This window comes from Stagnimonas aquatica (assembly GCF_003730135.1).
In the GTDB taxonomy this organism is placed as follows: Bacteria; Pseudomonadota; Gammaproteobacteria; order Nevskiales; family Nevskiaceae; genus Stagnimonas; species Stagnimonas aquatica.
In genome coordinates this window covers 295,730-312,645 of sequence record NZ_RJVO01000001.1, presented here as the reverse complement: position 1 = coordinate 312,645, position 16,916 = coordinate 295,730, and the positions used below count along the sequence as shown (strand labels likewise).

The 16,916-nt window shown below is 69.2% G+C and carries 14 protein-coding genes; 7 read left to right on the top strand and 7 right to left on the bottom strand.

The window, feature by feature from the left end:
- Nucleotides 1–28: 28 nt before the first annotated feature.
- Nucleotides 29–2,104 (bottom strand): PhoX family protein, encoded by a 2,076-nt coding sequence (locus ED208_RS01390; protein WP_123210064.1) that lies wholly within the window; start codon nucleotides 2,102–2,104, stop codon nucleotides 29–31.
- Between the two features lie 211 nt (nucleotides 2,105–2,315).
- Between ED208_RS01390 and ED208_RS01385 the strand changes: the two genes are divergently transcribed.
- Genes ED208_RS01385 through ED208_RS01375 form a run of 3 tightly spaced genes read left to right on the top strand, consistent with a single transcriptional unit; the run spans nucleotide 2,316 to nucleotide 6,923 of the window.
- The gene (locus tag ED208_RS01385) at nucleotides 2,316–4,091 is read left to right on the top strand and encodes a M61 family metallopeptidase (RefSeq protein WP_123210674.1); all 1,776 of its coding nucleotides are present in this window, start codon (nucleotides 2,316–2,318) and stop codon (nucleotides 4,089–4,091) included.
- A gap of 12 nt (nucleotides 4,092–4,103) precedes the next feature.
- Nucleotides 4,104–5,942 carry an AMP-dependent synthetase/ligase gene (locus ED208_RS01380; RefSeq protein WP_123210063.1) on the top strand — a complete coding sequence of 613 codons (1,839 nt, stop codon included), beginning with the start codon at nucleotides 4,104–4,106 and terminating at the stop codon, nucleotides 5,940–5,942.
- A 60-nt stretch (nucleotides 5,943–6,002) separates the two neighbouring features.
- Nucleotides 6,003–6,923 (top strand): extracellular medium-chain-length polyhydroxyalkanoate depolymerase, encoded by a 921-nt coding sequence (locus ED208_RS01375; RefSeq protein WP_123210062.1) that lies wholly within the window; start codon nucleotides 6,003–6,005, stop codon nucleotides 6,921–6,923.
- Between the two features lie 321 nt (nucleotides 6,924–7,244).
- Here ED208_RS01375 and arsN2 read toward each other — a convergent pair whose 3' ends face one another.
- From arsN2 to ED208_RS01350, 5 genes are all read right to left on the bottom strand, one after another.
- On the bottom strand, nucleotides 7,245–7,766 hold the full coding sequence (gene arsN2, locus ED208_RS01370) for an arsenic resistance N-acetyltransferase ArsN2 (RefSeq protein ID WP_123210061.1): 522 nt from the start codon (nucleotides 7,764–7,766) through the stop codon (nucleotides 7,245–7,247).
- A 77-nt stretch (nucleotides 7,767–7,843) separates the two neighbouring features.
- Nucleotides 7,844–8,878: an ACR3 family arsenite efflux transporter gene (arsB, locus tag ED208_RS01365; protein ID WP_123210060.1), complete on the bottom strand. Its 1,035-nt coding sequence runs from the start codon at nucleotides 8,876–8,878 to the stop codon at nucleotides 7,844–7,846.
- A 9-nt stretch (nucleotides 8,879–8,887) separates the two neighbouring features.
- Complete coding sequence (locus ED208_RS01360) at nucleotides 8,888–9,394, bottom strand: arsenate reductase ArsC (RefSeq protein WP_123210059.1); 507 nt, start codon at nucleotides 9,392–9,394, stop codon at nucleotides 8,888–8,890.
- Nucleotides 9,395–9,427: 33 nt separating this feature from the next.
- Nucleotides 9,428–9,952 (bottom strand): ArsI/CadI family heavy metal resistance metalloenzyme, encoded by a 525-nt coding sequence (locus tag ED208_RS01355; RefSeq protein ID WP_123210058.1) that lies wholly within the window; start codon nucleotides 9,950–9,952, stop codon nucleotides 9,428–9,430.
- The gene (locus tag ED208_RS01350; RefSeq protein WP_123210057.1) at nucleotides 9,949–10,293 is read right to left on the bottom strand and encodes an ArsR/SmtB family transcription factor; all 345 of its coding nucleotides are present in this window, start codon (nucleotides 10,291–10,293) and stop codon (nucleotides 9,949–9,951) included. The genes ED208_RS01355 and ED208_RS01350 overlap by 4 nt, the downstream gene beginning before the upstream one ends.
- Before the next feature lie 114 nt (nucleotides 10,294–10,407).
- Between ED208_RS01350 and ED208_RS01345 the strand changes: the two genes are divergently transcribed.
- The 3 genes from ED208_RS01345 (at nucleotide 10,408) to ED208_RS01335 (ending at nucleotide 13,899) form a co-directional block, all read left to right on the top strand.
- Nucleotides 10,408–11,043 carry a GNAT family N-acetyltransferase gene (locus ED208_RS01345; protein WP_123210056.1) on the top strand — a complete coding sequence of 212 codons (636 nt, stop codon included), beginning with the start codon at nucleotides 10,408–10,410 and terminating at the stop codon, nucleotides 11,041–11,043.
- A 44-nt stretch (nucleotides 11,044–11,087) separates the two neighbouring features.
- Nucleotides 11,088–12,407 carry an AmpG family muropeptide MFS transporter gene (locus ED208_RS01340; RefSeq protein ID WP_123210673.1) on the top strand — a complete coding sequence of 440 codons (1,320 nt, stop codon included), beginning with the start codon at nucleotides 11,088–11,090 and terminating at the stop codon, nucleotides 12,405–12,407.
- Between the two features lie 124 nt (nucleotides 12,408–12,531).
- Complete coding sequence (locus ED208_RS01335; protein ID WP_123210055.1) at nucleotides 12,532–13,899, top strand: cytochrome P450; 1,368 nt, start codon at nucleotides 12,532–12,534, stop codon at nucleotides 13,897–13,899.
- 47 nt (nucleotides 13,900–13,946) lie between these two features.
- Here the strand turns inward: ED208_RS01335 and ED208_RS01330 are convergent, their stop codons facing one another.
- A complete protein-coding gene (locus ED208_RS01330) occupies nucleotides 13,947–14,618 on the bottom strand; it encodes a glutathione S-transferase (protein ID WP_123210054.1) in 672 nt (223 codons plus the stop codon).
- Nucleotides 14,619–14,758: 140 nt separating this feature from the next.
- Between ED208_RS01330 and ED208_RS01325 the strand changes: the two genes are divergently transcribed.
- Complete coding sequence (locus tag ED208_RS01325; protein WP_199720473.1) at nucleotides 14,759–16,903, top strand: putative bifunctional diguanylate cyclase/phosphodiesterase; 2,145 nt, start codon at nucleotides 14,759–14,761, stop codon at nucleotides 16,901–16,903.
- Nucleotides 16,904–16,916 lie beyond the last annotated feature (13 nt).

Here is a 16,916-nt window from a genome sequence, read left to right as displayed (position 1 = left end):
CTCCAGAGACCACGGGGTTAAACCGGAATCAGAAGCCGATCACGCCGCCGTCCTTCTTGGTGATGACCAGAGTGGCCGAGCGCGGCCGGCCGGCCTTGGTGCCGGCCTTGGTGGCGTCGCTGCGGTCGTAGGGCCAGGCGCTGCTGTACTTGCTGGCGGCATTGCTGTCGGCGGCGTTGACGTCGGCGGCGGCGGTGTCTTCACCCGGGTGCTGGATGTTGACGAACATGGTCTTGCCGTCCGGGGTGATGTCGATGCCGGTCAGCTCGCACTGCGTTGGGCCGACCAGGAAGCGCTTGATCACCGGCTTCACGTCGAAGGCGCTCGGCGGGATGGTGACCAGCATCTGGTTGTTGCAGAGCTTGCCCATGTCGTTGCCGTGCGGATTGTCGGTCTGGATCCAGAGCAGACCGCGCGGGTCCGCCCAGAGGCCGTCCGGCGAGCCGAAGTCGTTGTCGGCGGTCAGCTCCGACAGATTGCTGGCGGCCAGCGTCGCCGGCGAGCCGAACACGAAGATGGTCCAGGCGAAGCTGGTGGCGGCGGGGTCGCTGCCGGCTTCGCGCATGCGCAGCACTTCGCCGTAGGCATTGGCGGCGCGCGGGTTGACCGCGTCCACGCCGGGGTTGGTGCCGACGCCACGGTTGGTGTTGTTGGTGAGCGTGATGAACACGTCGCCGCTGCCGTGATCGACGGTGCACCATTCCGGGCGGTCCATCTTGGTGGCGCCCACCGCGTCGGCGGCGGCGCGGGTCTTCACCAGCACTTCGGCCTGATCGGCAAAGCCGTTGGCGGCGGTCAGCGCGCCGGTGCCAGCGACCAGCGGAATCCAGGTGCCCGTGCCATCGGCGTTGTACTTGGCGACGTAGAGCACGCCGTCGTTCAGGTACTTGTCGCCGGCGCTGACGCCGCCGGTGGCGTCGGCCGCGTCCCAGGCCTTGTTCGGCACGAACTTGTAGACGTACTCGAAGCGGGCATCGTCGCCCATGTAGAACGCGAACTTCTTGCCGGCGGTGATGATCGAGGGATAGGCGCACTCGTGGGCCATGCGGCCGAAGGTGGTGCGCTTGACCGGGGTGACGGCGGCGTTGATCGGGTCGATCTCCACCACCCAGCCAAAGGTATTGGCCTCGTTGCGGTAGTCGGCGCTGGCGTCGGCGCCCACGCTGTTGAGCTGCCAGCGCGCGAAGCGGTCGTCGCTGCCGGCGGTGGCCCAGCGGTAGCTGCCCTTCTGGCCCTTGCTGATGCCATAGCGGCTGTACTCGACGCCGGGAGCCGCCTCGCTGGCGTTGTCGAAGTAGCCGGCCCAGTTTTCCTCGCAGGTCAGGTAGGTGCCCCAGGGGGTGTAGCCGTAGGCGCAGTTGTTGAGCGTGCCACGGCTCTTCAGGCCGTCGGTGGAGTACTTGGTCTTCACCCACTTGGAGCCGGCGACCGGACCGGCGAACTTGGCCTCGGTTTCCGGGGTGATGCGGCGCGACAGCGCCGAACCGGCGACCACTTCGAACTTGCCGGCGTTCTTCTTCACCTCGATCAGGCCAACGCCGTGGGCGTTGATTTCCTTCACCACCTCGTCGGCGACCGTGCGGTTGCCGCTGGCATCCACGGTCGCGCCGGCGGCGTGCAGGAACTGCTGATTGATGTTCTCGAAGTTGATGGCGATCACGCCACGGTCGCTGCCGTTGCGGTCGAGCGCGCCGGCGGCGTTGAGGCCGAAGTAGTACATGCCGTCGTGGTGGTCACCGGCACGCACCGCCATCTCGTCGCCGGTGATGTCCTGCAACTTCTTGTCGCCGCCGGCGGCGTTGATGAGATCGCCGGTGGCGAACAGCACCGAGGCGCTGTAGTCGGAGGGGATCAGCACGCGGTCTTCGAGGCTGCGGGCGACATTCTTGGTGCCGACCACCGCGCCGCTGCCGGGGCCGTCGCCGCCGCAGGCGCTCAGCGCGCTGCCGGCGAAGCCGGCCGCCACGGCGGCGGAGAGACCGCCGCGCATCACTTCGCGACGGTTCATGGTCGCCGACAGGACGTTGCCGAAGTAGTTGGGGGAGTTCAGGACGTCGCCGTGGTCGACGTTCTCGGTGTCGTGTTCGTGCCGGTCGAGAGACATGGGGGTTCCTTGCTGGTTTGGTGCTGGGATCTGGGCGGCGTCTAGGCGCAGCGGGCGGACTCTAAAAAGCCCGTGTGAAGGCCCGGCGACGGTTTGGTTACAAAGCCCGTCATCGGGCTGATGGAAGGGGGCTGCCCGGCGCCGGAGCGCGGGAGTAAACTGCCGGTCTTTTCGCCAACCCGATCACACTTTGGCCGTCTCCCTTCCGGCTGTGCAGGTCGCCGTCAGAGCCGACCCACGCGCCCATCAGTACCAGGTCCGCCTGCGTGTCACGGCGGGTACGGATGCCCTCGAATTCCGCCTGCCAGCCTGGATTCGCGGCAGTTATTTAGTGCGCGACTTCGCCAAGCACCTGTTCGATCTCCAGGCCGTCCGGGGCGGGCAGGCGGTGGCCGTCGAGCGGCTCGACAAGTCCCGGTTGCGGGTGCCCGCCAGCGCGGCCGGCGGCGAGATCGAACTCACCTATCGGGTCCACGCGCTCGACGACTCGGTGCGCAAGGCCTGGCTGGACGTGCGCCGTGGCTTCTTCAACGCCTCCTCGCTGGTCTACTGCCCGCAGGGCTACGAATACGCCGGCTTCGAGCTGGAGATCGCCCGCCCGGACGACGCCGACTGCGCCGACTGGCGACTGGCCACCGCGCTGACGCCGCTGCGCATCGACGCCGCTGGCTTCGGCCGCTATGCCGCGCCCGACTACGAAACCCTGATCGACAGCCCGGTGGAGATGGCGGCGTTCCGGCGCATCGACTTCGTTGCCGGCGATCTGCCGCACACGCTCACCCTGTCCGGCCGCTGCGAGCCCGACGAGGCGCGGCTGGCGGCGGACATTGCGAAGATCTGCGCCGCCCAGCGCGCGATGTTCGGCGGCGAGCCGGCGATGCCGCGCTACTGGTTTCTGACCAATGTCACCGCCGGCGGCTACGGCGGCCTGGAACACCGCGAATCCACCGCCCTGGTCTGCTCCCGCAACGACCTGCCGCGCCCCGGCGACAGCGGCCTCGGCAAGGAATACCGGACCTTCCTCGGGCTGGTGAGCCACGAGTATTTCCACCTCTGGAACGTCAAGCGCATCACCCCGGCGTCGTTCGCCGAGAGCGATCTTTCCGGCCCGGCCTACTCGCGCGATCTCTGGCACTACGAGGGCGTCACCAGCTATTACGACGATCTGTTCCTGCTGCGCGCCGGGCTGATCGAAGCGCCGGTCTATCTCGATCTGCTCGCCGAGGCCGCCACCCGGCTGGAGCGTACGCCGGCGCGCCGGGTGCACACGCTGGCCGACGCCAGCTTCGAGGCCTGGATCAAGTACTACCAGCCCGACGACAACAGCCCCAACGCCAGCACCAATTACTACGTGAAGGGCGCGCTGGTGGCGCTCTGCCTGGACCTGATCCTGCGCCGCGATTCGGCGGTGACGCTCGATGCCGTCATGCAGGCCCTGTGGAGCCGCTACGGCCGTCACGACCGGCCGGCGCCGGAGGGCGCGCTGGAAGCAATCGCCGCCGAGCTGTCGGGCCTCAAGCTGCGCGCGTTCTTCGATAGCGCCCTGCGCGGCACCGATGAATTGCCGCTGGCGGAAACCCTGGCCGATTTCGGCGTGCGTGCCGAGCGCCGTGCCGCCACCGGCGAGCAGGACCTGGGCGGTCGCAGCAGCGGCAGCGCGCAGAAGCAGACCCTGGGCCTGAAGCTGAAGGGCGACGGCAGCGTCGCGCAGGTGCTGGCTGGCTCCGCCGCCCAGCGGGCCGGGCTGGCCGTTGGCGACCAGTTGCTGGCGCTCGACGGCCTGAAGCTCACCGCCGGTCAGTTTTCGCGCCGCATCGACGCGCTGAAGAGCAATGTGCCGGCCGAATTGTTGTGGTTCCGCGGCGACGAGCTGATGCGCGCCGCGATCTGTCCGGAGCCGGCGCCCGCCGACACCTGGACGTTGAGTCTGATCGAGGCTCCGGACCCGGCCGTCGCAAGCCGACGCAAATCCTGGCTCGGGGTCTAGAGGAGTTTCTCCATGGCGATAGCCCGCGAAAGTCTGTCCCTCATCGAAGCGCCGTTAGCCGGGATCGCCGAAAGCGAGATCGACAGCGTGGCGGCGCTGTTCGATGCCCGGGTGCGGCTGACTCCGCAGGGCGCCGCCTGCCGCTGGTTCGACGCCGAGGCGCGCGACTGGCGCAGTCTCGACTGGGCCGGTCTCGACGCCCGCGTCGAGGCCTTCGCCCGTGGCCTCGCGGCGCAGGCGCTGGAACCCGGTGCGCGGGTGGCGATCCAGCTCGACAACGGTCCCGACTGGGTGGCCGCCGAGCAGGCCATTCACCGTCTGGGACTGGTCGCGGTCGGCATCTATGTGCAGGACACCGTCGGCAGTGCCGCCCACATCCTTCAAGATTCCGGCGCCAGCCTGGTGTTCCTGCGCGAGGCCGCCGCCTGGGAGGCTCTGCGCGCGCAGGCGCCGCTGCCGGCCTTGCGGCAGGCGGTGATCCAGCGCGGCCCGGCTGAGGGCGAACGCAGCGCGACCCTGGCCGGCTTTCTCGGCGCCGGGGTCGATTACCGGCGTCCGCCGGCGGATCGCGAGGCGCTGGCCGGCCTGGTCTACACCTCCGGCACCACCGGCCGCGCGCGCGGCGCCATGCTCAGCCACGGCGCCTTGCTGGCCAATGTCTTCGCCTGTGCCCGGGCCCTGCGCATGCGCGCCGACGATCGCCTGCTGTCGCTGCTGCCGCTGTCGCATTCCTTCGAGCGTGTCGCCGGCTGGCACGGCGCGGTGCTCGCCGGTGCCGAGACCGCCTATTCGCGCGGCCCCGAGCACCTGGCTGAGGACCTGCGTCTGCTGCGGCCCACCGGCATGCTGGCGGTGCCCCGGGTCTACGAGCGCCTGTACGCGCGTCTGCTGCGTGGCGTTGACGATGGTCCGCTGCACAAGCGCGCGCTGTTCCATCTGGCGGTGCAGTCGGCCGGCATCCCCTCGGGCAGCGCCCGCCAGCGCTTTTCGCGCCGGCTCACCGGCGGGGTGATCGAGGCGGTGCGCGCCGGACTCGGCGGCCGCCTGCGCATGGCCATCTCCGGCGGCGCGCCGCTGTCCGCGCACATCGCCCGCAGCTTCGCGGCGCTGGGCTTGCCGGTATTGCAGGGCTACGGCCTCACCGAGGCCGGGCCGGTGGTCAGCGTCAACCGCCCGGGCGATGCCGACCCGGAATCCGCAGGGGCGCCGCTCGACAACGTCGAAACCCGGATCGGCCCCGATGGCGAGCTGTGGGTGCGCAGCCCCTCGCTGATGCGCGGCTACTGGCACGACGAGGCGGCGACCCGCGCGGTGCTCGACGAAGCCGGCTGGCTGCACACCGGCGACAAGGTCAGCCGCCTGTGTTGCGACAAGCTCTACCTCACCGGCCGCATCAAGGACATCCTGGTGATGAGCACCGGGGTCAAGGCCGCGCCCTGCGAGATCGAGGCGCGCCTCTGCGCCGAGCCGCTGTTCGAGCAGGCGGTGGTGCTGGGCGAGTCCCGGCCCTATCTGATCGCCCTGGTGGTGCCCGATGCCAACCGCTTCGCGGCGCTGCGCCAGAGCCTGGGTCTGCCGGCTGGTTTCGACGATGCCGAGACCCGTGCGGCGCTGGAAAAGGCCTTGTTCAACCTGTGCCGGGAAAAGCTCGCCGACCTGCCCGCCAGCCACCAGATCCTGCGGCTGGCCTGGGTGCCGCCGTTCACCCTCGCCAACGGCCAGCTCACCAGCACCCACAAGGCGCGTCGCGGGGTGATCGCCAAGGTGCACGCGGCAGAGGTGGAGCGGCTCTACGCCGGCCATTGCGGCAGTCACGTCACCGATTGCTCGCGCAACGCCGAAGTCCGTTGACTGGCGCCCGGCCGTGGCGCCGGGTTAGGGTTCCGTGGTGCTCCGCCAGCGAGACCTCCGATGCGCCCACTGCTCGTACTGCTGTTGCTGCTGACTGCCGCTGGCGCCCAGGCGCAGAGCGGCTCCGCCTGTAGCGAAAACCTGTTCGGCCGGATCACTTGCGAGTACCAGTCGCTCGGCGTCGGCAGCCCCTCCAGGGAGGTGCGCTACCAGTTGCCGGCCGGGACCGCGCCGGTGGGTGGCTGGCCGGTGGTGCTGCTGTATCACGGCACCGGCGGCCTGATCTCCTGGACCGCGCCGGCCAGCTCCACTGGGGCACTGAGCTTCGGCAACTACTACCAGGTGCAGGTCCTGCGCGACCTGCTCGCCGCCGGCTACGCGGTGCTGGCGCCGCCGGCGACCAGCGTCAGCACCGCCTGGCAGACCAACAACATGTCGGCCTGTCCGGCCGGCGGCTGCACCGAGAACAAGGGGCCGACCGCCGAGCAGTATCCCGGCACGGCCGACGGACAGTTCTTCCAGGCGCTGTTCGCGGTGATCGACGCCAGTCAGGCGGGCAGCGGCTTCGGCGCCAAGCTGAATGGCAACCGGCTCTACGCGGCGGGGATTTCCAGCGGCGGCTACAACAGCAGTCGCATGGCGATCAACTACGCCAGCCGGTTCCGGGCACTGGCGGTGCAGTCGGCGTCCTACGCCAATTGCTCCGGCCGTGGCTGCGTGGTGCCGGCGCTGCCTCCGGATCACCCGCCGACGCTGTTCCTGCACGGCGCCGGCGATGACATCGTGCCGCTCTCGACCATGCTGCCCTACGCCGCCGCGCTGGCCGGCAAGGCCTACACGGTGGTGGACTACAGCCGGGGCCTGAAGCTCCTGGGCGACACCCGTTGCGACGCCGACAGCCAGGCCAACTGCAAGGTCGGCCACCAGTGGATCCAGATGGCGCCGGTGGAAATCCTCAACTGGTTCAACAGCCACCCCTAGGGCCTGTCACCAATTAGAACGTCGCTGCGGCGGAAGGCGGTTTTGGGGCAGTGCAAGGAAGCCAGTGTGCGCAATAGTGGCTCTATTGAAACACTGGCTGACGTAGCAATGCCCCAAAACCGTCCCGCCCCGAAGGGTTGCTGGCCAAAAGCGCGTCATGCGGCGTTGCCCGCCTAGCGAAGGCAACCAGCCTTCGCGTCGGCCGGCGCCTTGCCTGACGCGCTTTTGACCGGCAACGCAGCGACGTTCTAATTGGTGATAGGCCCTAGGGCAAATCGCTAGAGGCTGCCAGGCCCTTGGGAATCCAGCCGCCTTGCCGCCTCAGCCCAGCAGCTTGGTCATGCACGCCGCGTTGGACGGACAGACGCTGGTGAACTCGGTGAGCAGGCGCAGGGCCTTGGGCGCGGTTTCACGCTCGGCGCGGGCGTAGCCGGCGCGCGCGAAGAAGGGTTCGGCGGTGGTGGTCAACAGCCACAGCCGGTTGGCGCCCTGCGCGCGGGCGCTGGCTTCCGCCGCTTCCAGCAACTGGTGCCCCAGGCCGTGGCCCTGGGCGCGCTCGGCCACCGCCAGCGAGCGCAGCAGGCGCGCTTCACCCTGGCCTTCGAGACCGACCACGCCTTCCAGCTCCTCGTCGCGCTCGGCGAGCAGGAAGTGGTCGAGATGTTCGGCGGTGAGATCGCTATGCGGCAGGTGGGCGGCGCTCAGCAGCGCCAGCACCGCCGGATAGTCCTCGCGCGTGGCGGCGCGGATGCTCAGGCTGGAACGGCGGCGGCGCGCGCCCCGGGCGGCCGAATTGCCGGACGGCGAAGCGGGCTGCGGATGGGGAGTCTGGTGGTGATTCATCGGTCGGCAACGGGCCGGAAAGCACGATCAAGGGCGCGGATTCTACGCTGCCCCAAAAAGGGGCGCGGACGGTTCGTTCAATTCCCAGGGAGCTCGGCTCGCCGATACCAGTTCCGGCTGCGGTTGACCACGGCCACCACCGCCAGCATCGCCGGCACCTCCACCAGCACCCCGACCACGGTGGCCAGCGCCGCCCCGGAATGCAGGCCGTAGAGGGCGATGGCGGCGGCCACCGCCAGCTCGAAGAAATTGCTGGCGCCGATCAGGCAACTGGGGCCAGCGATGGCATGCGGCTCGCCGAGCGCGCGGTTGGCGAGATAGGCAGTGGCCGAGGAGATCGCGACCTGCAGGCTGATCGGCAGTGCCAGCAGCACTACCGTCAGCGGTTGTGCCAGCAAGGCCTTGCCCTGGAAGCCGAACAGCAGCACCAGGGTCGCCAGCAGGGCCAGCATCGAGGCCGGGCCCAGCCGCGCCAGTTGGCGTTCCAGCTCCGCCGGGCCGCGCCGCCGCCAGTGCCGGCGCAGGGCCTGGGCCAGGGCCAGTGGCAGCAGGATGTAGAGCAGGACGCTGAGCAGCAGGGTGGCCCAGGGCACCGGCACCGCCGCCACGCCCAGCAGCAGCGCCACCAGCGGTGCGAACAGCAGCAGCATCAGGGCGTCGTTGAGCGCCACCTGGCTGAGCGTGTAATTGGCGTCGCCGCCGACCAGCCGGCTCCAGACGAAGACCATCGCCGTGCAGGGCGCGGCGGCGAGCAGGATCAGGCCGGCGACATAGCTGTCCCGCTGATCGGCCGGCAGCCAGTCGGCAAACCAGTGGCGGATGAACAGCCCGGCCAGGGCCGCCATCAGCAAGGGCTTTAGCAGCCAGTTGACCGCCAGCGTCACGCCGAAGCCGCGCCAGTGCCGGCGCAACTGGCCGAGGCTGGAGAAATCCACCCGCGCCAGCATGGGCACGATCATCAGCCAGATCAGCGCGCCGACCGGCAGATTGACCTGGGCCAGCTCCAACTGGCCGATGGCGGCGAAGGCGCCCGGCAGCCACTGGCCGAGCAGGGTGCCGGCGAGCATGCACAGCGCCACCCAGAGCGTGAGGCCGCGCTCGAACAGGTTCATCGTGCGGGCCTACTGGGCCGGCTGCTGGCCGATCTGCCGCACCTGTTCGCCGAGCTTGAGATGATCGAGCTTGTCGAAGGGCAGGGCGGCGAACAGCTCTATGCGGCGTTTCAGCGTGAAGAAGGCCTCGCGGAAGGCGCGGCGCTGGGCCGCCTCGTCGCCGGCGGCGGGCGGGTCGGGCAGGCCCCAGTGCGCGGTCACCGGCTGGCCCGGCCAATAGGGGCAGGTCTCGCCGGCGGCGCTGTCGCAGACGGTGAACACGAAGTCCATCACCGGCGCGCCGGGTGCTGCGAACTCGTCCCAGCTCTTGCTGCGCAGGCCTGCGGTGCTGACGCCGTGGCTGGCCAGGGTTTCCAGCGCCAGCGGGTGCGGCTGGCCCTTGGGCTGGCTGCCGGCGGAGTAGCCGACGAACTTGCCGCCGCCGACCGGCAGATGGTTGATCAGCGCCTCGGCGAGGAGTGAGCGGGCGGAGTTGCCGGTGCAGAGAAACAGGACGTTGAGCTTGCGGTGTTCCATGGGAAGGACCGGTCGGGGGCTGGATCGGAGTGTTCAGCAGCAGCCGCTGCGCGGTGCGCAGCCGCCCTTGTCGATCTTTGGCTTGCTGCCACCGGGCAGGGCGACCAGGGTCTCGGCCGGCGCCGGGCAGCAGGCGCTGGCAGCGGGCTCGGTGGCGCCGCCATTGAAGGTCGGCGCCGCGCCCAGGGTCTGGAAAGTCTCCCAGGCGATGCCCTGCGGATCGCGGCTCCAGTGCTTGTCTGAGCGCGCATAGCAGCAGGTGGTCTCGCCCTCTACTTCCAGCGCTAGCTCGGCGCCCTGTAGGCGCTGGCGCTGGGCGGCGAGTTCCTCGGGGCTATTCACCTGCAAGCCCAGATGATCGAGGCCGGGCTGGGCGCCGCGGGCGGAGATCGCGAAGTTGAGGCGCGGGTCGTCGAGCATCCACTTGGCGTAGTCGGGCTTTATCACCGTCGGCGCGGCGCCGAACAGGGCGCTGTAGTAGCGGATGTTGGCGGCGAGGTCGGCGACCGAGACATGGACGTGAAAGCGCTTGCCGGCGCTGGGCGGGGCGGCGGTCATGGTGAGTCTCCGGTGGATTTCGGCGGGCAGCAGGCGGTGTTGGCGGCCTCCGGGCCGGCACCGGCGCAGCAGTTCTCGCTGAGGTAGGCGAGCAGGGCAGTCATCTGCTCGAAGTGGGCGCTGTAGATGATGTAGCGGCCGTCCTGCCGGGCCTGGATCAGCCCGGCATAGGCCATTTCCTTGAGGTGGAAGGACAGGCTGGCCGGCGACACCGACAGCGCCTCGGCGATGCGGCCGGCGGCGAGCCCGGCCGGGCCGGCCTGCACCAGCAGGCGGTAGGCGGCCAGGCGGGTTTCCTGGGCCAGGGCGGCGAGGGCGGCAACGGCGGTTTTCAGTTCCATATTTAAATAATGGTTGAAATATTTAATCAATACAAGCGCCGTTGATCCTGCCGCGCAGGGCGGTTCGTCTTGGATGCGCGGGGGGCTGGCCCCGGCTTTGCTAGGGTGGCGTTCATGTTTAAGCGCTGGCTCGCCAAGCCTCCGGGCACGTTCAACTACCGTTTCGACGACGGCCTGCGGGTGCAGGTCTCGCCGGTCCGGCCCGAGCACGCGCCGCGCTTCGAGGCCGGCTACCAGCAGCTTTCCGAAGCGTCGCGGCGGATGCGCTTCTTCGGGCAGCTCAGTGGCCTGTCGTCCAAGCAGCTGGAATTCCTCACCCGTCCCGACGGCCGCCTGCACCTCGCCTACGGGGCGCTGAATCTCGCGCAGCCGGAGGAGCCGGGTGTGGGCGTGGCGCGCTGCATCCGGCTGGATGGCGACTCCCGCATCGCCGAGGTCGGCATCACCATCCTCGACCAGTACCAGGGACGCGGCGTCGGTCAGTTGCTGCACGCCTGTCTGCACCGGGCGGGCCATGTGGCCGGACTCAAGCAGTTCATCTACGACGTCTCCGCCGACAACGAGCGCTTCATCCGCCATCTGCTGGCGCTGGGTGCGCGCCAGGTGTCGCGCGACCGCGATGTGGTGCGGCTGATGATGCCGGTCTACGGCAGCGGCCGGGCGGTGCATTCCGGCACCGCTTCCGCCGCCCACTTCAAGACCCTGCTGGAGGCGGTGGCCGCCGCCGAACCGGCGACGCCGCTGGCCTGATTGCGGGCGCGGCCGGCGCGCGGTTTCCGGCTAGCATGCCGCGCATGACCACTGCGCTCTCCCGACTGCGCGACCGCCTGCCGGCCTCGCTGCGCCCCTATTTCGAATCCGCTCCGCTCGCCGCGCTGCTGCTGGGCATCTCCTCCGGCTTTCCCTACGCGATGATCGGCGCGACGCTGACCACGCGGCTGGCGCAGGACGGCATCAGCAAGAAGAGCGTCACCGCCTTCTCGCTCGCCTTCCTGGTCTACAACTTCAAGTTCCTGTGGGCGCCGCTGGTGGACCGCGCGCGCCTGCCGCTGCTCGGCCGCTACGGCCAGCGCCGCTCCTGGCTGTGGCTGTCGGCGGCCGCCGTGGCGGCGGCGGTGAGCTTTCTGGGCTTCACCGACCCCAATGCCAGCCTGAGCACGGTGGCGCTGGCGGCGGTCCTGGTCGGCGTCGCCGGCGCGACCTTCGACATCGTCATCGACGCCTACCGCATCGAGCTGCTGGAGCCGCAGCAACTCGGCATCGGCTCGGGCATGTCGCAATACGGCTGGCGCATCGGCTCGGTGTCGGCCGGCGCGCTGGCGCTGCTGGTGGCGGATCGCGGTGGCTGGGGCCTGGCCTATCTGTTCTGCGCCGCCTTCGCGCTGCCGGCGGTGCTGGCCGGCCTGTTCATGGGCGAGCCGCCGCGCCACCACGCGCCGCCGTCGCGCCGGCGCGGCCTGGGCGAGGCGCTGGACGCGGTGCTGACGCCGTTGGTGGAGTTCTTCCGCCGGCGCGGCGCCTGGCTGGTGCTGCTGTTCGTGCTGCTGCACAAGATCGGCGACACCCTCGCCAATCTCACCGTGCGCCTGCTGCTGGACGACCTCGGCTTCAGCAACGAGGAGATCGCCACCTACGATGTCGGCTTCGGCTTCATCGCCTACCTGGTCGGCATCTTCATCGGCGGCGTGCTCTACGCGCGCCTGGGCATGAAGCGCGCGGTGCTGCTGAGCCTGGTGCTGATGGCGGTGTCCAATCTCTCCTTCGCGGCGCTGGCCGGCATCGGTCACAGCAATGCCTTCCTGGCCTTCACCATCGGCTTCGAGAACATCGCCAGCGGCATCGGCGGCGTGGTGGTGGTGGCCTATCTCTCGGCGCTCTGCAATCTGGCCTTCACCGCCACCCAGTTCGCGCTGCTGTCGGCGGCGGCGTCCATCGTCGGCCGCTTCCTCACCGGCACCAGCGCTGGCGCGCTGATCGAGAGCTTCGGCTACGTCGATTTCTACCTGCTGACCACCCTGGTGGCGCTGCCGGGCGTGCTGCTCTACGCCTGGCTGTGGCGCTCCGGGCTGGTGGAGCAGTCGATCGCCGAGGCCGACGTGCGCCGCGAGGCCTGACCGGCAGAGACACAAGTCCCGGGCGCCGTCAAGCCGTAATCCGGGTATTCGGGCGGTGGAATATTGGGAGAGAGTTCTCGAAATTCCGGAACCACGCCCGCCCGAGGCCCTGAGGAGAATCCGTATGTCATCCGTCGCCGAACCCGTCGCCCTGCGCGAAACCCCGGTTGTCCCCGGTCTCCCCTTCATCGGCAGCCTGCTCGGCCTGGCCAAGGATCCGGCGCAGTTCTTCGTCGACTGCTACCGCACCTACGGGCCGGTGTGCCGGCTGTCGGTGCTGGGCGAGAAGTACGTGCTGATGGCCGGCATCGAGGCCGCCAATTTCCTCGGCACCCGCGAGGGCAAGGAGTCGCTGCGCTCCAAGGAGTTCTGGGCCGGTCTGGTCAACGAGTACGGCGCCACCAAGATCCTCACCGGCGAAGATGGCGAGAGCCACAAGCAGCTGCGCGACATCATGCGCAACGGCTACTCCAAGGAGTCGATCAAGGGCCGCTACAACGAGCTGGTGGCGATCACCGACGGCGCGATGAAGCGCGACTGGCCGGTGGGCAAGGACATCCCGGTGGTCGAGGCGATGCAGTACATGGTGGTCGACCAGCTCGGCACCATCCTCACCGGCGCCGCGCCGCTGGAGTACGTGAAGGACATCCGCACCACCATCCTCTACATCCTCAACGTGCTGGTCACCCGTCAGCGTCCGAAGATCCTGCTCAAGCGGCCGCAGTACAAGAAGGCCAAGGCGCGGGTGTTCGAGCTGGGTGAGCAGATGATCGCCAACGCCAAGGCGCGCTACGGCAAGATCAAGCCGGAAGAGCGCAACCTGATCGACGACGTTTACGCGGCCCACGTCGAGCAGCCGGAAGTGATGCCGGAGAACAACCTGATCGTGACCCTGACCGGCCCCTACGTCGCCGGTCTCGACACCGTCGCCAACACCACCGCCGCCATCGTCTACACCGTGCTCAAGCATCCCGAGGTGAAGGCGCGGGTGCTGGCCGAGGTCGATGCCCTGTTCGCCGAAGGCGATGTCGACGAGGACGGCCTGCTGAAGAAGCTGCCCTCGCTGCAGGGCGCGATCATGGAAACCATGCGCCTGTACCCGATCGCGGTGGCGCAGATGCGTACCGCCACCAAGGATTTCGTCTTCGAAGGTCACCAGATCAAGGAAGGCGAGATGATCTACATCGGCACCAGCGTCCCGCACTTCATGGACGAGTACTACCCGGAGGCGCGCAAGTTCGACATCGACCGCTACCAGAAGCCGCGCGCCGAGCACCTCAAGGCCGGCGCCTACTCGCCCTACGGCCGTGGCCCGCACACCTGCCTGGGCAAGAGCCTGGCGGAAGTGCAGATCGCGCTGTCGATGGCGCGGCTGTTCTACAAGCTGGATCTGGAGCTGGAGTCGCCAAACTACGTGATGAAGACCAAGACCGCGCCGACCCCCGGCCCGGCGATGGACTTCAAGGTGCGGGTCAAGGGTCTGCGCCACTAAAGCGCCACCGCTCACGGCGGGCAGCGGCGCTGCCGACCGTGCCCGGCTTAGCTGAGCAGCTCGTAGGGGCCGCCGGCTTCCAGTGCCCGCTGGTAGGCCGGCCGGCGCTGGATTTCCTTCAGGAAGGCCTGCAACCGCGGCCAGCGCTGATCGAGTCCCCCGCGCGCGCCTGCGGCTTCAATCGGGAAGCTCAGCTGGATGTCGGCGGCGCTGAACGCCTCGCCGGCGAACCAGCGGTGCCGGCCCAGCTCCGCGTCCAGATAGTCGAGGTGCAGCTGCACCTGCGGATCGACGAAGCTCTTCAGCGCGCCGTTGGCGATGGCGCGCGCCACCGGCCGCACGAAGAACGGCATCGGCTGCTGGGGCAGGCGGCTGAAGATCAGCTTCAGCAGCAGCGGCGTCATCGCCGAGCCCTCGGCGTAATGCAGCCAGTAGCGGTAGCGCAGCCTTTCCGGGCTGCCGGGCGGCGGCTGCAGCCGGCCCTGGCCGTAGGTCTCCAGCAGGTATTCGATGATCGCGCCTGACTCCGCGACAGTGACCGCGCCATCGCCGATCACCGGCGACTTGCCGAGCGGATGCACGGCGCGCAGCTCCGGTGGCGCCAGCATGGTCCGGGCGTCGCGCTGGTAGCGCTGCACCCGGTATCCCAGGCCCAGCTCCTCCAGCAGCCAGAGCACCCGCTGGGAGCGGGAATTGTTGAGGTGGTGGACGGTAATCATGGCTGCAAGGCTTCCTGTAGGCCGCAAGGGCTGGCAGCTTGGCATGGCAAATCCGACCCTGCGAGTGGGCCGGTCTGGCGTCGGCGGCCGGCTGGCATGACCATTGCTGCAACGCCAGCCTGAACAAGACCTCCCCACCGATGCGTGCCCTCCGGGTTCAGCAAGTCCTGCCTCCCAGCCTGTCCAGCGGCATGCCGCAGCGGGGTCATCCGCTGGCGACGCTGCTGTCGAACCTGGACGGCATGGTGTACCGCGCCCGCTGCGATGGCCGCTGGACGCTGGACTTCGCCAGCGAGGGCTGTCTGGCGCTCACCGGCTACAGCCCGCAGGCGCTGAGCGGTACCGACAGCCTGAGCTTTCACCAGCTGCGGCATCCCGAGGACCGCGAGGCGGTCAGCCTGGCCATCACCGCCGCCCTGGAGCGTCGTCAGCGCTACGAGATCGAGTACCGCATCGTCCGTGCCGATGGCCACATCGGCTGGGTGCTGGAGCGCGGCGCCGGCGCCTTCGCCGAAGACGGGTCGGTGGTCGCGGTCGAGGCCATCGTCCAGGACAACTCCCGGCGCCGGTTGGTGGAGCAGTCGCTGGCGGAGGCCGAGCGCCGCTACCGCAGCATCTTCGAGAACGCCATCGAGGGCATCTTCCAGTCCACCGCGCGCGACGGCTATGTCACCGTCAACCCGGCGCTGGCGCGCATGTATGGCTACGACTCCCCGGCGGAGCTGATCGCCAGCCTGCGCGACATCGACCACCAGCTCTACGTCGAGCCGCGCCGGCGCGCCGATTTCGTCGCGGCGCTGGAAGGCCAGGGCCATGTCACCAATTTCGAATCCGAGATCTACCGTCGCGACGGCAGCGTGATCTGGATCTCCGAGAACGCCCGCGAGGTGCGTGGCGAGGACGGCCAGCTGCTGTTCTACGAAGGCACGGTGGAGGACATCACCGAGCGCAAGCGCCACGAGCTGCGGATGCACCATCAGGCCACCCACGACGCGGTCACCGGCCTGCCCAACCGCCTGCTGCTGACCGAGCGGGTCGGCCATGTGCTGTCGCGGTCCGCCGCCCAGGGACCGGCGCTGGTGTTCATCGACCTCGACCAGTTCAAGCTGGTCAACGACAGCCTCGGACACGAGGCCGGCGATCACCTGCTGCAGATCGTCGCCCGTCGGCTGCAGCAGGCGGTGCGCGAACGTGATCTGGTGTCGCGTCTCGGCGGTGACGAATTCGTGGTGCTGCTTGATGGCCCGATGTGCCGCGAGCAGGCCCAGCACATCGCCGGGCGCCTGCGCTCGGCGGTGGCGCAAGCCTGCCGGGTCGGCGGACGCGAGCTGAGCCTCACCTGCAGCATCGGCGTCAGCCTCGCTCCGCAGGACGGCGACGACCTCAAGGCCTTGCTGCGCAGCGCCGATGCCGCCATGTACCGGGCCAAGGAAATGGGGCGTAACAACGTCCAGTTCTTCGCCTCGGAAATGGCGCCGCAGGATGCCGGCCGGCTGGACCTGCTGATGCGCCTGCACCAGGCGGTGGAGCGTCGCGAATTCGTGCTGCACTACGAGCCCAAGTACGAGCTCGCCAGCGGCCGCATCGTCGGCGTCGAGGCGCTGGTGCGCTGGCAGAGTTCCGAAGGCCTGATTCCACCGGGAAGATTCATCCCGCTCGCCGAGGAGACCGGCCTGATCGTGCCGATCGGCGAATGGGTGCTGCGCACCGCCTGTGCCCAGGCACGAGCCTGGCAGCGGCAGGGGCTGCCGGCCTTGCCGGTGTCGGTCAATCTGTCGCCCCGGCAGCTGGCGCGCGGCGACATCGCCGAGCTGGTTTCGGAGGTGCTGGCCGAGACCGGCCTGGCGCCGGAGTGCCTGGAGCTGGAGATCACCGAGAGTGCGGTGATGCAGGACGGCGAGAAGGCGGCGGCGATGCTGGCCCGTCTGCGCGAGCTGGGGGTGCTGATCTCGATGGACGATTTCGGCACCGGCTATTCCAGCCTGAGCTACTTGCAGCGCTTCCGCGTGCACTGCCTGAAGATCGACCGCAGCTTCCTGCTCGCGGCGCCGCGCGACCCGGATTCCGCCAGCATCGTCCGCGCGGTGATTTCCCTGGCGCACAGCCTGGGCCTGCGGGTGCTCGCCGAGGGCATCGAGACGGCGGCGCATCTGGAGTTTCTGCGCAGCACCCGCTGCGACGAGTTCCAGGGCTACTACCTGTGCAAGCCGGTGGTGGCGTCGTCGTTCGCCCAGATGCTGCGGTCGCAGCAGATGCGCGAGGAGCGGATCAGCGCCTTCGCCTGAGGCCCTGGCAGGC